We start from the raw sequence: 20,332 nt of genomic DNA, 5'->3' as shown, positions 1-20,332 counted from the left end.
ATGTTTCTGCTCATGAAGTACGTATGGTAATAACCCAAAAGTTGATCTTTTATTTGTTTTGATATACTTTAATTTGAAGTACGATTCTAGATGATCAATGGAGATGGATAACCACTCCCATTTGCCCTAGGCCAAATTTGAGATTCCATGAAACCTTTTTAGCGCCAGCATTGTATTTTTCATCGTAGCGCCGGTCAAGATATCGGTCGATGGATTCTACCGTAGCGATGCTTATGGCTGCGCTCAGTGCAACATCGGACAACCAATGTGCACCTTCCCAGATTCGGGATAGGGCCGGGATGGATCCTAAAATATAGATACCCGATTTTACCCAAACATTTTTAAATTGTTTCGCAATGGCATGGGCATTGGATAGGGCCAGTATCGCATGCCCCGAAGGGAAGGAATGCAAATCCTTGTCACTGGCAAAAGGCTCAAAATAGTTTTTCGCCAAACCGGAACGTGGCCTGGCACGACCAGTGACCGACTTAAGTACTTGTTGTAGAAATCCGGTAGCGCTGGCCGATGCAATAAGCAAGACACCGGTTCTTCGTAATTTTTCGTTCTTGAGTGCCAATCCGGTCACATACACTGCCCCTGTGAGCATATAGTTGTTTTCGGGACTTCCGTATAAGAATCCGTAATCGCTTACGATTTGGGGAATGTCTTCCTTTCGTTTTCTGAAAAATCGACTTGTTTCGTCATCTACCGTGTACAAGAGAACCGTGCCCGCACTCACCGCACCGAAGGTGAGCCAATCGTCGCCCTGCCAATGGACAGGTCTGCTATAGGCATACCCCATACCCCCGAATATACTGCCAATATCATGCTTGAAATAGTCCCATCGCGTATCGTCCGAACTTCCATTTGAAGTTTGTTGTCCGTGCAAATAGTTGGAGGCCAAAATCGCAAAGAATAGTACGATCAACTCAGGTTTTAGGTTTATCTTCATGTTGCTATCCCTTCTGTTGTATTAAAAGCCGAAACCGAAACCGATTTGAATGATATTCCCGTCCACCGAATTAAAATACCCGGCGCTAAGACCAAAAGAGCTTAGACCGCTGACCCAAATACCTCCACCTTGTGAGTGATGCCATACGTTCGAAGTATCGTTCGAGACCCAAACCCTACCGTAATCAAAACCTCCGAACAGACCAATGGTCAGGGGCAGTATGGAGGTTCGTACCCTTTTAAGACGTAAACGCAGGTCGGTACTCTGATAGAAATAGGATTTTCCGGTGAAACGTTCATCCCTGAATCCCCTTAAACCATTCTGACCCCCGAGAGAAGGTGCATGGTAAAAGAAAAAATCGTTACCGATATTGGTCATTCCTTCGAACTCTGTACCAAAGACCAAATCTCCCGATTTAATCAGTTTTTTGGAGAACGCAAGTTTCAGCCTGGCGTATCCGAAACGATTATTGTCCAATTGGGTATTCTGTCTATATCCACCTTGGAATTCCAACAAGAATCCACGAGTGGGAAAATCATTCGCATCGTCGTTTTGATACCTTATACCGGCTTCCGCTCCGATATAGTTCTGGCTTTCGAAAACTTCTGGAGTTAGATTGGTCCTATTGAAAATACGATCATCAAATTCATTGATTTTGAAATTCTCATAAACTGCGGAAATGCGCAACGTTTGAATGGCCAGACCTGCCCGTACCTTGTAATTCTGCATTACCGAACGATAAAAGTCCAGGTCAAGGGTATCTTCCAAATTTTCCGTTTCGTTGCCAAAACCGAAATAGTTTATAGAATATCTGTTGTTGGTCAGATATCCTTCCAACTCAAGATTCCATTTTGGGATGATATTCGCGAACGTACCTTGGTAGCGCGCATCGACCCCTTGAAAAATGGAATAGTAATTGGCCGAAAACAGGTGTTGTTGCTTGAAGGGGTTTCCATTGAATCCGTTCACCGTGTAGATATCGGTCAAGCCCAAGGTAAAACCGTCATTGGTACGATAGCCAATTGCGGGGACGACGACATTGTTGTTCTCTTGATAATTACGCCAGTGAAACGAATTGGTAGAAAACTGATTGGTCAGGTTCTTTCGAACGGGCATTTCCGAAAAGTCGGAGTCCTCATATCTGAAATCATAGACTTTTATCCGATCTTTATTCTCGATTTGATAGGTATCTTCCCCATAGCCACCGATCAATCTTATGAATATCTCATGGTCTCCCTCTCCGCTAACAATGAATTTATCCGTATCGTTCAGGCCGTAGATCCAGATTTCCTTGGTACGTTCCTTGTCAAAGACTCTTTCATAGAATTTCTCATTCGGGTCGTTGGTAAGATTTCTACGCAAAACGATTTTGGTTTTGCCATCAGCTTGTCGTTCCACCTGAATGATATCATCTTTATGGGTGCCATGAAGAATAACCCGTTTCTCCAAGTATTCACCGTATTGCTCAGCGTACTTATGTAAATCCTTAAGTCTTTGCTTAAAGTTGTTCTTAACTTCTTCGGACACTTCATCCTGTACTTCTTTTGGTAAAATCCCAAATGCTTTTTCCATAGCATCGTCACTTATGTTGGCCTGCATTTTCAAGGCTTCTTCTATCCATAGTTCCTTTCCGTTTTTGGTCACCAATACATTATCCAACAAATTACCTTTATCATTGAGCCATTTCAGGTTTTTGATTTCCGGCTCGTAGGTCTGCCATGAACGAATCAAGGGTGTAAACCATTGGATAAAGGGTACGCCTATGCCATCGAATTTGGGAAAGGCGTTATCACGGTCACGGGGTATGGCCACGAATCTCTTATCGTCATCGTTTATTTCATATTCACCCCAGCGATACTGGTCTGCATGTCTATCCCAATCGCCTATGAGCATATCGAACAACCGTGCCCTAACTACCGACCGTTCATCTACGGAGTAAGATTCGTCTTCCTCCAATTTCGATAGCATATCTTCGGTGCTCTCAAACGCCTTTATGCTTCCGGCCTCATCTGGAACGGAAACCGTATAGCCCTCGTAATCGATCCATTTTTCGGAGGGTCGCTCTTCTATAAAATAGAGGGCATCCCCATACACCTCGTTATACTGCCCTAATGCCTTTTGTTTTGGAATATAGAAAAGTTTTGGCGTGGCATGGTTGATTTCGGCTGCTTCCGACAACGGTCCAATGGGTAATGTGAGATAGGGGTGCGAAGTGGTGAAGAAATCGTAAATGATTTTCTCGGTTGCGGAATCCTCATATTCGTCCAAATTATAGGCAGCACCAAAAAGATTGAACTTTAAGATACGGGCGGCGTTCTTGTCGAGCGACCGCATGGCATATTCCTTACCGTCCTTATCTTCTAATCGTAGGTTATATGATTGATGCCCGCCACCTTTTTTAACGACCTCTAGACCTCCATAGAGCGTGTCTAGGATAGCCACCGGGGCGGTTACTTCTTCGGTAAAATACCTACGGTAGCGCTCTCCCCATATCGTTTTGTACAAACCCGACTTCTTCAATATTTTTTCGTCGCCCACAATCGCGCTTTTGATTTCCTTTTGAGCAATGGGTGAATAGTCCTGATTTGCTGATTTATCCGGAAAAGGCTCGTGCACCGAAAGTGTATTGGTCTCCTTTGCGGTCTTAAAAGTTACTTTAGAGGATCCGTCTTCAAAATAGTCCAATCGAGCATAACCGTTTTCACCAAAAGTATATTTGCCTTCAAATTCGAGACTTCCGCCCATGGTCGTGATGGATTCAGAAGTGCGATGCGTGGCGTCCTTTTCCGTAAGAGACCCACTGATTATCTGATGTGTTCCGTTCTGACCTACCAAATACTGTAAACTGTTTTCATGACCTGAAACGAAGGTCACGCGTTCGGACTCTTGGGCGAGAAAACTCATTAAAATCGCGTAGGCGTTGTACCTGTTGTTGGTGATTGATTTCGGGGAAAATCCGGCCAAGCTTCCATAGTTGGTAAATGCCGCCCCCAGAAAAGGTATGGGCAACAATTGGCTTCCGAAAGTGTGCTGACCTGCATACTTGCCATTGCTGAAAACCGGGTGGTGCATGGCTATCAGCACGTTTTTATCCTGTGCATCATTGATATAATTCTGAAGCTTCTCCAAGAATTGTCTTAGGGTAACAATATCAGGGCAATCCTGATGTATGCCTCGTATTCTATCCCAATCGGAAATCAACCATGTAGAATTAACGATAATCATATCGAGGTTATCATCGATATGTTTTCGCTCTAATGGACAGTTGTTTTCTGGCTCGAAATCAACGGTTTTCCAATCCTTTGACTCCACATATTTTTCGAACTTTTTTATGGAATCGACTTTTTTCGACTTCCACTCCTCGTCACCCAATAGAAAGTAAGCCTGGTTACTAGCTTTGGCCAATCCCATCTGCTGTTCTATAGATGTTATTGCCTTATTGCCATAATCCCCCAGAAAAAAAATGGTGCTTGGGGTGTTGTTTTTTACGATTTCTTCCTGCGCCTGAAGTAACAAGGGGTTTGTCGCTTTCTCTTTGTCGGCTTTGTATCCACCGAATAGATAAAAGGAATGACTTATTTCTTTTGTAATCGGTTCGTTTATTTCAACTTCTTCCGCCACATATTTTTTGGATGTGGCGCAGCCAAAGATGACAAGAAAGAATGAAAAGTATAGTATGCGAGAGGTCCAAGACCGCCTTGTGAAAATTTTCATAGTACAGATGTTTAAGTAGGGGAGGTATTTCCCGAACCCTTAATACAACGAAAGGTACTTCGGGACTTAATTCTGAGAGGTGTACTAATTCAAGAGAACATGCTACTTTTTTAGTATTAGCCAATTCCTCAGGCACTTTCGGCCCACAAGGCTACATATTACTCAGTATGGCCACGGTCACCATAAGAACGAACAAGACTACTATGAATAGATTATACCTTCTTTTCCGAGCCTTGTATTTTCGTCGCAGTGACATCCCTAAAGGGTTATAGCTTTATGGTCGAAGGATATCGAAATAGCGATCTCTTGACTCGTACATCAAATAGACCTGTAGAAGACCTACGAAAAGTGCCGCAAACTGAGTGGAAGGATCCATTCTGAAGTGAAAAAGAATTCCGTTCAGCGTTATGGGAAACATAATGACCAGCATCAGGGCCATATAGCGGTTGGTAAACAATGCCAAGGCGGTCAGTATTTTGACGGTTCCCAAAATGGGATAGAAATAGCCTGCCTCACCTAAAATGGTCAAAAAGCGTGTAGCCAATTCGCCTTGTTGGGGATTCGGTAGGGGCATAAACATGGCAAACATATTAATACCGTTGAAGAGCAAGCCGGCTCCCAATAAAAATCTGACCACGATGATCGCCCATTTTCTAATTTTACTTTTCTGTTCTGTCATAATGCTAATCTTTAAAGTTTTAGTTGAATCCAAATTTGTGTTTGATATCTTCCCAAAAAGAGAGGAAGCCAGTATCGTATTTTGCAAGTTCTTCTTGATGCTCTGCCAACTCTTTTTTGGTAATTAAAATTTCCGCATCCAAACGAATTGCATCCAGTATTTTCTCCGCATTCTGTGAACCGAAGATTGCAATCTCTTCCCTGACCCATTCAATTTGTTTGTCAATTGCCGCCACTCGAGCCTTCAAGTGTCGCTCTACTGCGCTGTGACGATCCAGGAACTTTAGATACAGTTCGTTGTAAAAGTTATCCGTCGTGCCGTAGTACATCTCTATGTTATCCTGCACGTTCAACGCTTCGTTATGTAACAGTTTTTTACCTGTCATATCTCAAGAGAATTCTCAGTTCTGAAAGCAAGGATGGGTGCTTGCTTAATTTAGGTGAAGATAGTCTGCCTTTGAACGTCGGAAATACAACTTTTTACAGTAATCGTATGACTTATTGAAAGCTTCTTGGAGCATACCACTTTCGCATCAACTTTTCTTTGAATTGGGGTAAAGTCTTAAACAGGCCTTTATCCAAATACAGTCGGTAGTCACTTTTTGATTTTGCAGTTCGAGATGTCCTATTACGGTTCTAATTGCGGCTAGGAGGAAGCCAGTTTCCTCGGCGATGTCGTTGAATATCGTTTTTTTCAGGTGGAATTCATTTCGGGCACATTCCTCATAGGCCACATGTACGAAAGCGTTCTGAAGGGTCATTTCAAACCGTCTTAAAGTTTCATTATTGAAAAACGTTCCATTCAAATCTGTCATACTTGGCGTACTGTTATGGTTAAAATTGAACCAAAACAAGAAAAGTACCTTACTACTTTTTCATGTATTCTTAAGACTAATTCCTTATAAGGCCCTAAATCAATTCGCTTGACTTTCCTATAACTTACATTTTATCGAAAAGCGTCCGATTTACAAGTTCCCCAAACAATATAACCTGTATACCTAAGTTGTAAGATTCAAGACCTATTGTGATGCCCGTACCCAAACTTTCGATGTACTTAATAATGGCGATAACCTACATGGCTCATTCTTTTATGAATGGTCAGGGAAGCATTACAATGCCGATAGAAGTTTTGGGCCAAGAAGGCGTAGCCGAAAAAATAGATTTCCTGCTTGAAGAACCCGCCAAAGGCTCGGTACTTTATCTACGCTGTAACAACCTTTCCTACGATGGGAAGGCCAGTTATAATCTAAACGGAAATGGTTGGGTAGACTTCGAGGACGCCCACGTCATAGGCAAAGGGGCCGTCTACGGTGGCATTGACGGTGGCCATCATACCATAGATCTTCAAATACCTGTAGCCCCCGCTTCGTTGGATACCAACAATGTGATTCGGTTTCGATTTAATTTTTCGGATGGAATATCGATAGGGTATCGGGTGCTTGCGTTCAATATATTGGATAGCTCGGGGACTGCCCTGATTCCTGCTGAAACCTTTATAGATGCGAATCCGAATCTTGACCCGATTGAATTGCCAATGGATGCCGCGACCATAGCCGCCGGTAAAAATCTCTGGGAAACTGCGGAACTATGGAATTCATACAAGCCGGATGCGAAAGTTATCAAAGCCAAATGCGCCAGTTGCCATGCCTCGGATGGTAGGGACATGAAGTATTTCAATTATTCGAACAAGTCCATTATCGAGCGTTCCAAATTCCATAAACTAACGCAGGAAGAAGGGGAGCAAATTGCTAGTTATATCCGTTCGTTGGATGTTCCCGCTCCCGAACAGGCGAGACCTTGGAATCCACCCTATCAACCCGGCCCCGGATTGGACGAGAAACCGGTTGAAGAATGGGCAGCAGGTGCGGGATTGGATGCCGTATTGGAAAATGATGAGGATATGCTCCCCTATCTTTTCCCAAAGGGAACCTCGGAAGACGAGATCGAAAAAGCCCTAGGCATCAAAAGCACCCTGAACATAAGGGAGCTTCCCGTGGCCATCCAATTCCCGGACTGGAAACATTGGTTGCCGGAGGTACATCCCGTAGACATTTGGGGAGAGCTTTTTGAGGAAAGTTATGGTTATCGTGCTTATAGTACTCTTTTGGAAGCCTTGGAAACTGATGGCCCCGACGTGCTCCTGGCCAACGGAACGCTCTTGGAACTCCTAAATCGATTCAATACCGATACGCACAGTTTCGTCGGCGTACGTGGACCGCAACCTTGCAAGAACAATGGCACCGCCAATAGTGTCGGAGGACTTAACGGAGCGCCCGGCTACGACTGTGAGGACAAATCGCTTGCGGTCATGCACTGGTTGGCCGTCAAACTATGGGATATCATGCAGACCTATGGCCTGGAGAATATTTCGGATCAAGCGTATACCTACGGTGAAAAATATTCATGGATAGGTTCTAACAGTTCCGTTTTCGATCTCGCCCCGCACCGCAGTGCGAACAATTCGTTCAATTTTAAAGACCAAGACCGCTTGGTGGGTGCCTACACGAATACAGCATGGTACCAACTGGAACTTATTTTAAACCCCGTACACCGATCACCGCAGAATCACAAACCCATCGACTGGAAATACCAGATGGACCATTTGTACTATAACACGAGGGAATCGGGCGAAATGCACAGTTTACGATACTTAACGACCGTTGCCAAAATGTGGCAAAATCTCGATATGACAGGCCCTGATGGACTTGGGGACGACAACGGCCCCAATAAAGAGGGATGGTGGTTGCATCACGTTCATCCAAGAAGATTATACAGTGCCCACGGGTCTTTTTTGGCAGGAAACGAGGCTTTAAGACGTGAGATGTTGGCACATTTAGATAACATCGATTATGATTTAAGACGAAAAGTGACAAAAGTGTTGTTAGCCGATTTTGTGGATAAAACACTCTCGTACGACCCGGAAGAGTTTCCTCGGGAGACCGCCGAGGGTCCGCATCAAAATACCATTGATCCCAAAGATTACGTTCCCGTAGATTATGATCCCAATAAGGGCGAGTTGTTTTTTGATGGAGGAAAAGTGGCGGACCAATTTTACCGATTGATTCCTAGGCTTAAAAATGAAGTACGGTTGGAACCGGAAACGGTGAATCGAATGGTAGATTGGTGCAAGGTTATGTGGCCCAATGGCGACTGGGACCAATTTAAAATGGATGAACTACAAAACCAACTGCCGCTACCCGACATTACAGTAGTTGGCGACAGTTTGCAGATAAACAAAGAAATCGTATTCAGCGCCGAACAATCAACAGATCCGGACGGCACCATAGTGTCCTATGAATGGGATATGGGAGATGGCGTACAATACGCTGAAACAATCTCTGCACATATTTATTCGGAAACAGGTCTTTACAAGGTCAATCTTAAAGTGACGGATGACGACGGGGAAACTTCTGGTACCTCTAGTTTTATACTCATCCTGCCGGAAGATTTTTTTGATAATGATAACGAGCCCGAGTCAGAGGCCACGGATATGTTTATCTACCCTAATCCGTTCAATGGCGGAACCCTATTCATTTCTTCGTCGAGCGATATTTATGGGGCGCAAATCTATTCGATGGAAGGGAAACTTATGACGAATATTAACCTTTCCGGAAAACCCGCAGAATTCTCGGCGCCCCAACTTTCTGCGGGAATCTACCTGCTCAAACTTCAGTATTTGGATGATGATACGAAGACCGTCACTCAAAAATCCCTTAAAATTATCGTGAATTGATTCTTCTTTTTTAAGGATTCATTTCCATGATTCACTAGACCGCTAATGTTGTACGATAAGTTGCCCGCTCAATTTTTTTCCATTTGAAAGGGTAGTTACTACTATATATATTCCGTTCGTCAGGTCCGAAACATCTATAGCCGACTCTTTATTCGCTGTAAGTTGTTTTAGCAGTCGACCTTCGTTGCTATAAATATCGAATGCTTGTAATTCTAAATCACTCTCGAATGTCACAGTCGTTCCCGCCGGATTCGGATACATGGTTAAGCCGTTCAAATTTTGTACTGAGGTTCTTAAGGCAGAGGTCGCCAGTACATCGATACCTGTTTTTTCCAATAGGGCTACATTATTGACCCAGTTTCCTCCAAGAGGAGTCAGATACGTGACCCATTTATAATCCGCGACACCGGTAGGCAGGCTATCGGGCATCGTCATTTCAAGGGTTGCTTTGTCGGCCCCGGACTGCACTTCGAAGCTCTGGTAACCATAGTCAGACCATGGTGGCATGTTCAATTGAAGATAAGCAACCATGCGTCGAGTTTCCGAGGCAGAATAAGCTACGTTGATGGTATAACTTTCTCCAGGTGAGACTTGTGCGGGTACTATTAAATTCGTTAGGCTATCCTCGAAAACTTGTTCGGGAATGCAGGATACGCCGGCCTGTATGACGATACCCGTTTGCTCTTCCCAGTCCAATCCCGAAGGCGTGCTGAAAGCCGTCCATTTATAAGCCCCTTCCGCGAGCGGAATGTCTTCGTTCACTTGAAAATCGAGGGTCACTGTTTTGCTGCCACTGACTACCGGCACGCGAGCGGAGCCATAGTTCGTCCATGGTGACTCGTTCAGTTGTAGTATTACAACGATATCACTTGCAGCCTCAGCTTCGTGTACGACCTCTATGGAATATGTTTCTCTCGGGGTAACTTCTTTGGGGGCTGAAAGTGAAACGATTTGATTCTGAACCTCTTTCCTTACCCACCATAAATCACCATAGGGTTCGATTTTGGTGAAGTCCCCGTCCGCAGTCCAAGTGGCGTACATATTTCCGACAATTCCCTCAATGCCTTCTGCTGCCTGTTGCCACCTATCGTAGTTTACATTTACGTCGCTGTCATAAAAAGCACCAACAATTTGCTTAAACTCTTTGTCCGAGAAGAATTGCAGCGAGGCGGCTGCCTTCTTGGGAATATCTACGGTTTCCCACCAGTTGGCGATAGTTACCTTGTCGGCATTTAAGGTCAACCAAGATTGGTCCAAGGTATTTTTGACCTGGTAGTAAAAGGCGTTGGCGTTGTGATTGGGATCCACCATATCGCTCCAAAAATAAAATTGTCCGTCGGGTGCTATTTCGAACAAATCTTCAAAAGCGACTTTGATACTTTGCGCCAAGGCAGCACCTGAAGTGGTGAAATTGTCCGCATCGGCTGGTTCCCATCCTCCGGTCCTGATTTCCGAATAGTTCAATAAAAAGCCATCGGGTTGATAGGTATCTTGTAAACTTTGGTGGACTTGGCGCATGCGTTCATAAGTCTCGGGATTGTTCCAGGAACAGGAAACCTGGCCGGCGGCGGTCGGTAGACCGTGATAACCGTTGATGGTCACAATGTCGCCCTCCTTGATTTTACCGCTATTGATGATTTGTATCTTGGGAGGCGCATGCTGTGTGTCAAAATCTCCTGGATAACCTGAGAAGCCTAATTTTGTATCCAATGGTACGGCCACATCTACACCGAAATCAAGTGGAGAACCGTTTTGGAATTGTACGCTTTTCGGCAAATCGTCCCTATTCAACCAATTTAAAGCGGGGGTATCCAGAATTTCAACATCATCCCACCAAATTTTGCCCGTAGTGCCTCCATAGACCGCGAGGGCCAAGTTTACCCTTGTAGCTTCAAGACTGTTGAAGGCGATCCTGACCTCGGTCCAATCCAAAGTGAATTGATTGGGGCTTTTAAAATAAGAGCGGCCTCCATCGTCCTTTCTGGTCGTGGATAGTTGTAAACTTGTGAGTTCCCTATCATGATTGTCTTCATCACGAATTAAGGCCAAGAGATTGTCCGCCGTAAGATTTTCGGTCTTTACCCAAAAACGTAAGGTGTATTGATGAAATGGAACGACCTTAAAAGTCGTGAAAATTCGGGACGATTCGCCCCCTTTTCCTTCGGCCCGAAACGAAGCTTGTCCGGATCGTTTTACTTGTGTATCTATAAAGGTCCGTGAACCAGGGGCATCTTGAAAGCCCCAATCGGTCACTAAATTTCCGGAATAGTCTTCAAAATCCCCGTTGAACAGCTCAGATGAATTGACAGGTACCAATTCGCCGTTCTCGGCCCTTAGTTCTTGATTTTTGATCGGGTAACCCGTAGTAAGGTCAGGATTATCCCCAATTAAGGAACCACAGAAGCCCATTACTGTGGTCATGAATATGAGATCCATGTCCCTTGCTTTGACGCCATCGGAAAACGCTTTCATTTCTTGGTCCCACTTTGCGCCCGCAGTACCATTTATTCCAAAAATATTGGTCTTTGAATCAGCGAAAAAGATCGTGTTGGCGCCCTTGGCTTTAGCGCGATCCACTAATGCCAAAAGATCTTCGGCGGAATCTAGCGCTAGATTGGCTACGATTTGCATTCCACGAACATTGTTGTCAATTGAAATATCATCCAATTCAAAAACGGGTTCATTTATCATCGGTTCAAATTCACTGGACCTCTTCAAAGAATTGTTTCCAAGAAGGAGAATGCTTAAGAGAATAATGGAAGACGTAAAAATTTTCATAGTATATCAGATTTAAGGGGTTACATTCCAAAATATGCTGCGCTATGATTAATTTTTTCGTCCTGAAGCACTTCGTTGAAAATAAAGTCTTGCCTGGAACGCGGTAATAAATCAGCGTGCAACATTTTACCTCGCATTTTGGTTCGAGGTAGTTAGCTTAAGATAACTCGTTTGGAAAAGTGGTTTGGTACTCGTGGAAGGTCTTATTTATTTACGGCGAAAATCGGCAAATAGACTTTTCATACTTCATTAAGCCTAGGTATTTATTCGTAATACCATTCTTACCAGAATTTATTCAAATGGTTCCTCAGGGACAAGTTCCAAAAACATATGCAGCGATACAACATGCGACCAAGTTTGAGTGCCCTCAGGCGTCTCTTCGTACCACTGCATTCCATAGTCGGTACTCAAGAGTTGACCTGTTATTTCGAACACGATTTTAGTCGGTCCGTTTTGGTCGTTAGCGGTACTTCCCAAATGTGCCGTGAGCGAGGCGAATTTTGAAATTCCGGTAATGCTAAGGTTGCCTTTTATGATGTAATGAGTTGGGTCAATTTGAACTATTCGATTGGAAACAAAAACGATATCTGGATGATTCCCTACGTCTAAAAACTCAGGGGAGCACAGTTTGCTATCACGCTCTTGATTTCTTGTGTTTACACTTGAGGCTTTGGCCTGCAAGCGAAAACTGGCATCCTGAAAACCGTCAGGATTGGTTTGAAGTACATATCCCGAAAAAAGTTCCAATTGACCGACTATCTTGGGAATATTGAGATGATATAAATTGAAACCTACTTGCGAACGCGACATAGCTACTTTCCATTTTTTTTTCATCGCCCCGTTTTAAAAAGGTATTTGGCATTTGCAATAAGGTCTTATTTTTCTCGATAGTCGAAGAAGCTTCTCTAATGGTGGTATGGGTTCATAGAAATCAAGAGTTTAATGTTTTGCCAATCGATTCTAAATGTATTAAGTAACGGCCGCATGAAAATGATACGAATTAGCGTTATGACTTCACTTTTTAATGTAAAAAGAGCTAGTTCCTGGGCGAAGGCTTATTTTAGATTTTGAACAAAATCGTGGACCATGAGCCGGAAAATCAATGAGCAGGATGTTATTGATACTTATGAACACCAAGAAGGTAGCACGAACCGTCAAAAATCGCAAGAGGAAATTCTGGTGGAACAGCTTTGTGAAGGCATGGAGGCCTATAAACAGCAGAACTCTAAAGTGTTTATAGGTTCAGTAGCCGCCGGTCTTGAAATCGGATTCAGCTATCTATTGATCGTCGTACTCTACACCTTCTTAGAGGATAAATTTTCTGCCCATACCATACCGTATCTGGTGGCGTTTGCCTACCCTGTCGGATTTATCATGGTAGTTTTAGGGCGGTCCATTCTCTTCACCGAGCAGACCTCATTGTTGGCACTACCCGTGTTGCATGGTAGACGTTCGGTACTACAGCTGTTGCGTTTGTGGGGGCTGGTCATCGCGGGAAACCTGATTGGCGGTTTTTTCATCGCCTTGATCATCTGTTGGGTGGGGTTGGCGACCGGGATTATTTCTCAATACAGTATAGGGGAAATAGCGGGACATGTTACCGAGGCTGAACTCTATGTCATTTTCGGTAGTGCCGTGCTCGCTGGGTGGTTGATGGCATTGCTCTCGTGGCTGGTCACCTCGTCAAACGAGACTATCAGCCGCATTTTCGTTATCTATATGATTACCGCCATTGTAGGTTTCGCAGGTTTTCATCATAGCATTGTCGGAAACATTGAAGTATTGGCCGGTCTTTTGTTCACCGATGACATCCTGTTTTCGACCTATGTCGGGTTTCAGACAACCGCTCTTATCGGTAACGCCTTTGGAGGTGTAGTTTTTGTAGCCTTACTAAAATACCGTGCCTTTACCGCAAATTATTAAGAAATATGACCCTGTACATAAATCGGTCAACTTCTGGATATTCCGAGTTTACGCATTCTGGACTCTAGGGTAGAAGGCGCAACCCCCAACTGTCGTGCAGCACCATTCTTACCGCTGACCTTCCATTTTTTCTTTTCCAGAACTTCTAGCAGATAGTTGCGTTCTAGTAAATCTTTCTCCCTTTTTATGGCATCCATATCAAAGTCATCGGTCAATTTCAATGCCCTCGTATTGGCACCCTCCGATGCCATCCATTCAAAATCGGCCACATTGGAATTTCCGGGATGAATCTCGATGATCTTGCCCTTTTGAGATATGATGGCCTGTTCGATGTTGTTCTGTAATTCCCTAACATTGCCTGGCCAGTCGTAGGCCTGAAAACGTTTTAATGTATTGGCGGTGAAACCCTTGAAAGGCAGACCGTATTGTTCCGAAAATTGCCGTGCGAAAAAGTCGGCCAACAACAGCACATCTTCACCACGTGCGCGCAACGGAGGTACCTGAATGGGATACCCGTTCAGACGATAGAATAAATCGGATCGGAATATACCCGTGGTAATTTCTTCGTTCAAGTTTCTATTGGTCGCGGCGATGATTCGAATATCCAAGGGTATGGTCACATTACTGCCCAGGCGTTCTACCTCACGTTCTTGAATGACCCTGAGCAACTTGGTTTGTAGCTCCAAGGGCATTTCCCCGATTTCATCTAGAAATATCGTTCCCTTATTGGCCAACTCGAATTTTCCTATTCGGTCTTTTACCGCGCCCGTAAAGGCACCGCGTTGATGTCCAAACAATTCTGATTCTACGATCTGCGACGGTATGGCCGCACAGTTCACCTTTACGAGCACCCTGTCTTTCCGGGTCGAATTTTCGTGAATTGCACGGGCGATCAGTTCCTTTCCGGTGCCGGTTTCACCTAAGATGAGTGCAGTAGCGTCTACGGCGGCTACTTCGGAAACCTGGGCGAACACGTCGCGCATCGCCTTGCTCTCGCCGATCATATGCTCAAAGTTGTAGGTTTCCTTGACCACGCTTTCCAGATAGGTTTTTTCCAATTGCAACTGTTCCGACATTTCTTTAATGGAGAAGGAAGAAAACAAGTTTTCCAAGGAAATTCTTAAGGTATTGCGAACTCCTTCTAAAATATTGCAATGTCTAATGCTATAATGGTTCTTATCCTTGCTGAACATAAAAAAGTAAACTTCGGTATGCTTTTTCTTGAGATGTAATCTATGCGGCAATACGGATTGTAGTCCCAATGCGTCCATATAGACTTTAGTTGCTTTGGGTATTTCCTTAAGTTGAATAACTTCATTCTCTTTTTTTGATAATTGAATCAACCCCTTTTGCGCCTTGGATATTTCAGTTGCGGAAAGCTTTGTGATTTCTTCTATGTTTTTGAGGGATAGTTGACGCTTCTCAACGGGTGTGATCCACTCGTATGTAAAATCATTGAGCTTGTCTTTAGTTACTTTGATTACCGTGGCAAAGGTGAAGGGAATCAAGGCCTTATATTCCTGAAAAATGTCATCCCATTTGTTATTGGATTTTTGTTCGGTGGTCAGGATGTTGGATATTTTTAGTTCTAGATCCTGAATCGCGCTTTTCCAAAGGATTTCTTTTTTGGAAAGAATGTTAGCCACGCAAATAGACACTTGCTCGGAAACCGACTTGTAATGTTTGATATGTTGTTCGTTAAAAACGCCTTCTTTCTTCAGTTTGAAGGCCATCATACCGATTTGCTTGCCTTGATTGACCAGAGGGCCTCCTAACAATTCCTTTACGCCGGCATTCACCATATCTATGTGGCGTGGATGCTCGGTGTTCTCCACCAGAAAATCCATTGAGGTAATCACCGGGCCGTTATTGGCCAACCATTCCACAGACGATCCTTGATGCTTATATAAAGTTTGTTTTTCAACGGTCGCGCCCTTCCTATTTTTATCTTCGACCTGATTTACAAATTTTTCGTTGATCAATTCATAGTGGTACGACTCGCTCTTGTCTAAAATCAACACACCTACCTGATCAAAAGGAATGATTTTCTTTACCACCGTATCAATTGCGTTGTAGAGTTCTACGGCGTTGGTCGTCGCAGCCAAGGCCTCGGTAATTTCAAGAAGACTCTCACTATATTTCTTTTCTTCTTCCGTCTGTTGATTGGCGAGAATATTGGAAATAGCCACGGAAAGTTGCTCGGTAACATTCTGAAAAAGCGAAAACTGTTCTTTTTTAAAAAAATCTTTTTGCAAGGCATTGATACAGAACATCCCGAATACGGAATCACCAATTTTTAAGTTGGCGGCAAGGCAGTCGCGAAAACCTTCTTTTACAATATCTACAAGTTGAAACTGATAATACTCTGGAAACTTATCTACTAGGTCAACAAAATCAAAAAGTACAGGCGCATTTTTTTCCGCTATCGTATTCATCATCCATTCAATTAACGACCCTTCGTGTTCTATAAGCGTTTCTCCAGAAAGATAATAGGTTTGATTTGCGAAAGACGGGTCTACTTTTAAATCGATAGCGGCTAAATCCACATTGTATTTTCCGTCTTCCCTTAACAGAAAGACACCAATATCATAAAAGTTGAAAATAGGCTTTAGCTTTTTCATTATAAAACTCAAAAAGTCGGGTAAGTTCCTGATTTTGGATACTGCGGAAGTGATTTCAAGTAACGTGGCTTTTTCCTGTTCGCGTTCTAGGATTTTTTCATTGGCTAAAACGTTATTGACCGCCACAGCCAGCTGGTCTGCAATAGCTTGAAATAAGGGTAATTGGTTTTCTGAATAGGCATTTTCTTTAAAACTGTCAAAAGCCAAAGCCCCTATTATCGAATTGCCCACTTTTAGGGGTGTAAACATCATTTCTTTGAAACCCTGACTTTTCATAATGGGCATAAACGCATTATCCGGGTATTTTTTTAGTAAATCATCAATCGAACTTATTTCCGTGCTTTCGAGCATATGGGCCACAAGTGTATCTATATCCATATAGCCGGATAAACCTTCATTTGCCAGTTCTATATTACTATCGGTAAGGTTGTAATTATCGGATACGGCTAAGTCTGCAAATTGATTCTTGTCCTCATTAAGTAGTACTATACCGACGTCATCAATGGGAATCACTGGCTTTATTTTCTCGAAAATCACCCGGAATAATTCCTGTCTGTCTTGAATCGATGCTACGGCCTCGCTTATGGCAAGTAGGATTTCCTTAAAGTTTTTTTCTTCTAAAAGGGCTTCATTGGCTAAAACGTTTGCAACGGCGACCGCTAATTGGTCTGCAATGGCCTTGAACAGCGGAAACATAGCTTCGTTGTACGTACTTTCTTTTTTTGAATCCAAAAATATTGCTCCAATCGTTTTATTGCCAATGGTAAGTGGGCCGAATAGAAATTCCTTTAGACCTTCCCTCTCCATTGCATCTACAAAAGGATTGTCTCTATGCTTCTCTTTTATCTCTGAAATCGTCAAAATCCCAATTTCTGTTATTGCCCTCGTAGTCATCGAGTCGAGCGGTAAAAAATCAGTAAAGCCTTCATTTGCCAATTCAGCATTAGAATCTGAATCGTGATAGTTATCGAGTACCGCCCAATCTTTCCAGTGCTTACCAGTTTTATCTAATATCATCACACCTACGTCATCAATGGGAATTACGGGATTTATTTTTTCGAATATCACCTTGAACAGTTCTTTCCTGTCCTGAATAGAGGCTACGGCTTCGCTGATGGCGAGTAGGGTTTCCTTAAAGTTTTTTTCTTTTACTAGTGCCTCATTGGTCAAAACGTTGCTAACGGCAACTGCCAATTGGTCTGCAATGGCTCTGAAAAGCGGAAACATAGCTTCAGTATATATGCCTTCCTTCTTCGAATCGAAAAAAATCGCTCCTATTAATTTATTGCCTACACGCATAGGGGTGTACATGTATTCTTTGATAGGATTTGCGGGTTTGGTCAATACTTTAATGGTTCGGTTTTTCGGGAATTTTTTTCGTAATCCACTCTTGGAAATGATACCCGTACTTTTTAATGCCAACCTCGCAAAAGGTTCAATATCAAAAAAGTGCCCGATACCGTACTGTTCTAAATCTCGATTAAATTGAGAATCGTGATAGTTATCGATTGCCGCTAGGTCTTTTATTTTGGTTCCATTATCATTTAAGACCAACATACCCACATCATCAATGGGAATAACGGGATTTATCTTATCGAAAATCACTTTAAACAGTTCTTTTCTGCCTTGAATTGATGCTACGGCTTCGCTAATGGCGAGTAGCGTTTCCTTAAAGTTTTTTTCTTCTACTAAAGCCTCATTGGCTAAAACGTTTGCCACAGCCACTGCTAATTGGTCGGCCAAGGCTTGAAAAAGCGTGAAATCGTTTTCTGAATATTCATCTTCCTTGCGACTGTTAAAGCAAAGCACGCCAATTGTTTTACCGCCATATTTTAAAGCACCGTAGATTTCTTGTTTCAAGCCCATTTTCAGCATACTCGCCTTATGTGGGTGTACCATATCCTTTATTGATATGAGATGTGGGCCAGCGTCCTTGATAGAATGTTCAACAGGTGTGCTCTTGTTTTTGAATGGACCTCTGCCAGCGCTTTTCCATATATATAAAGTGGACTCCTCTTTAAGTATTTCCTCATCTAAAATCTCATAATGCGAATCGCCATCGATTATCATTAAACCTGGACTATCGGAAGGGAAAATAGGTGCAATAACCTCAAAGAAAACTTTGAAAAGTTCTCTCCAATTTTGAATGGTGGCAATTGATTCGCTTATTCTTAATAGCGTTTCCTTAAAGTTTTTCTCCGCAATCAGTTTTTCGGTACTCAGTATTTTATCGACCGCTGGCCCGACCTGGTCGGTCAATTGTTGCATCAAAGGTAATTGCGCATCGGTATAAATGGCGCTCTCGAGCGATACAAGTACGAGTACTCCTATAATCTCGTTTCCCGATTTCAAAGGTGCGGTAATGAATTGCTTTTGATTATCGTTGGCAAGTATTTCGCGAAAAGCGAAATCTTCATGTGACAAAAACTCTTCAATCGTCCAAATGCGTAATGGTGTCTTTTGCATTCGTTTGGTCAACGAACAAAAGGGAATCCATTTGTCCATATTATGTTCATACAAGGCGTTAGATACGTTGGAAAGCTCGTGATATTCTTCACTTACGGTCAAATCGCGCCAGTGGGTCTTGTCTTCATTGTATACGACTACACCCAAATCATCGACTGTGATAATCGGTTTGAGGTAGTTTACTATGGTCGCCAACAGCTCTTTTCGGTCGAGAATGGTGGCCATAGCTTCGCTGATACCGAGAAGGGTTTCTTTAAATTGTTTTTCGCTGACCAGTGTCTGGTTATCAAGAATATTGCTTACTGCAACTGCAAGTTGGTCTGCAATGGCTTGAAAAAGCGGGAACTGACTTTGCGTAAAGAAACCGCGTTTTTTGGCATTGATACAGAAAAAGCCTAGCGTGTTTCCTGCGTACTTGAGTAGTACTTGCATACTATCGTGATAACCGGCCTCCACCAAAAATTTACTTTGCTCGTATTGTGGAAACTCTTTGGCCATATCGGTCAAATCGATGATTATAGGGCCATTTGCTTTGCGAAGCAAAGCTAGCTCCCAAGCCATATTTGAGCCTTTTTCAATAGATAGCGGTTTGTTGACATCTTTATCAGCTATGGCACCTTTAGATTCTACAGACAGCGCCAAGTCATTAAATTTTACTGACCAATCTTCCAGTGCTGTTTTATCTTCGTTGAATACGAACAGACCTGTATCGTAAAAATTGAATATAGGTCGAATCTTGTCAAAAATTACTCTTAAGAGCTTCTTGCCAGATTGTACGGTGGATATTACTTCGCTGATATCAAGAAGTGTCTGCTTGAAATTTTTCTCGTCCAAAAGTTGCTTTCTATCCAATATATTGGAAAGCGTTACCGCTATCATATCGGCTATTTTTGTAAATAGGGGAATATCTTTTTTGCTATAGGTGTTTTCTTTTTTGGACCATAAGACAAATAGGCCGAAGACTTTATCGTTTCTTTTTAATGGAATGCTTATAAATTGTTGAATTCCTTCTTCCCTTAGAAACTCGGTATGTGGATGTTCAGGGTATGTTGTAAGAAAATCATTTAAAGTTTCTATGCGCAACTTTTTAATCGCTGCATTCATAGACGCTTCCTGTGGCAGCCAGTTATTCCCCAAATTCTGATTGATTTTCTTGCTTGCTACGAAATTCAATTCCGAATCAGCAGCCAAGTCTCGATGCCGTCCATCTTCGAATACGTGATAAAGGCCTACATCATCAAAGTCGATAACTTTGTTTACTTTTAAGAATATGGTTTCGAGCAATTCTGGTATGGATTGTACCGAGGTGATATCATTTAATATGGAATACAGGATTTCATTTTGGTCCTGATTTTTCTCTCTTTTCTTTTCCATAGGTTAAACCTTTTCTTAAAAATAATCTTATTTCACGAAAATATCGTGAATGTCACGATGTTTTTTCGTTATATTTTCGTGATTTAATTATGG

10 protein-coding genes are annotated in these 20,332 nt (G+C 42.8%); 2 read left to right on the top strand and 8 right to left on the bottom strand.

Annotation, left to right across the window (positions count from 1 at the left end; genetic code table 11):
- Nucleotides 1–94: 94 nt before the first annotated feature.
- From ACRD7P_RS00840 to ACRD7P_RS00820, 5 genes are all read right to left on the bottom strand, one after another.
- Nucleotides 95–952: a phosphatase PAP2 family protein gene (locus tag ACRD7P_RS00840; protein WP_430905568.1), complete on the bottom strand. Its 858-nt coding sequence runs from the start codon at nt 950–952 to the stop codon at nt 95–97.
- A gap of 21 nt (nt 953–973) precedes the next feature.
- A complete protein-coding gene (locus tag ACRD7P_RS00835; RefSeq protein ID WP_430905567.1) occupies nt 974–4,666 on the bottom strand; it encodes a ShlB/FhaC/HecB family hemolysin secretion/activation protein in 3,693 nt (1,230 codons plus the stop codon).
- Nucleotides 4,667–4,940: 274 nt separating this feature from the next.
- A complete protein-coding gene (locus tag ACRD7P_RS00830) occupies nt 4,941–5,345 on the bottom strand; it encodes a hypothetical protein (protein ID WP_430905566.1) in 405 nt (134 codons plus the stop codon).
- Between the two features lie 19 nt (nt 5,346–5,364).
- Nucleotides 5,365–5,730: a hypothetical protein gene (locus ACRD7P_RS00825; RefSeq protein WP_138851795.1), complete on the bottom strand. Its 366-nt coding sequence runs from the start codon at nt 5,728–5,730 to the stop codon at nt 5,365–5,367.
- Nucleotides 5,731–5,877: 147 nt separating this feature from the next.
- Nucleotides 5,878–6,159, bottom strand: coding sequence for a hypothetical protein (locus tag ACRD7P_RS00820; protein WP_430905565.1), 282 nt, complete (start codon nt 6,157–6,159; stop codon nt 5,878–5,880).
- Nucleotides 6,160–6,419: 260 nt separating this feature from the next.
- On the opposite strand from ACRD7P_RS00820, the gene ACRD7P_RS00815 reads away from it, so the two are divergent.
- Entirely contained in the window at nt 6,420–9,077 is a 2,658-nt protein-coding gene (locus ACRD7P_RS00815) for a PKD domain-containing protein (protein ID WP_430905564.1), read from the top strand.
- 42 nt (nt 9,078–9,119) lie between these two features.
- On the opposite strand, the gene ACRD7P_RS00810 is transcribed toward ACRD7P_RS00815, so the two are convergent.
- Together ACRD7P_RS00810 and ACRD7P_RS00805 are read right to left on the bottom strand one after the other, a co-directional pair.
- The gene (locus tag ACRD7P_RS00810) at nt 9,120–11,855 is read right to left on the bottom strand and encodes a T9SS type A sorting domain-containing protein (RefSeq protein WP_430905563.1); all 2,736 of its coding nucleotides are present in this window, start codon (nt 11,853–11,855) and stop codon (nt 9,120–9,122) included.
- Between the two features lie 291 nt (nt 11,856–12,146).
- Entirely contained in the window at nt 12,147–12,689 is a 543-nt protein-coding gene (locus ACRD7P_RS00805) for a YceI family protein (RefSeq protein WP_430905562.1), read from the bottom strand.
- Between the two features lie 252 nt (nt 12,690–12,941).
- Here ACRD7P_RS00805 and ACRD7P_RS00800 point away from each other — a divergent pair, with 252 nt between their 5' ends.
- Complete coding sequence (locus ACRD7P_RS00800) at nt 12,942–13,778, top strand: formate/nitrite transporter family protein (protein ID WP_430905560.1); 837 nt, start codon at nt 12,942–12,944, stop codon at nt 13,776–13,778.
- Between the two features lie 26 nt (nt 13,779–13,804).
- Here ACRD7P_RS00800 and ACRD7P_RS00795 read toward each other — a convergent pair whose 3' ends face one another.
- A complete protein-coding gene (locus tag ACRD7P_RS00795; RefSeq protein ID WP_430905559.1) occupies nt 13,805–20,239 on the bottom strand; it encodes a GAF domain-containing protein in 6,435 nt (2,144 codons plus the stop codon).
- Nucleotides 20,240–20,332 lie beyond the last annotated feature (93 nt).

This window comes from Maribacter sp. 2-571, from assembly GCF_050589625.1.
Classification (GTDB): domain Bacteria; phylum Bacteroidota; class Bacteroidia; order Flavobacteriales; family Flavobacteriaceae; genus Pelagihabitans.
This window is presented reverse-complemented; position numbering and strand designations above follow the sequence as displayed.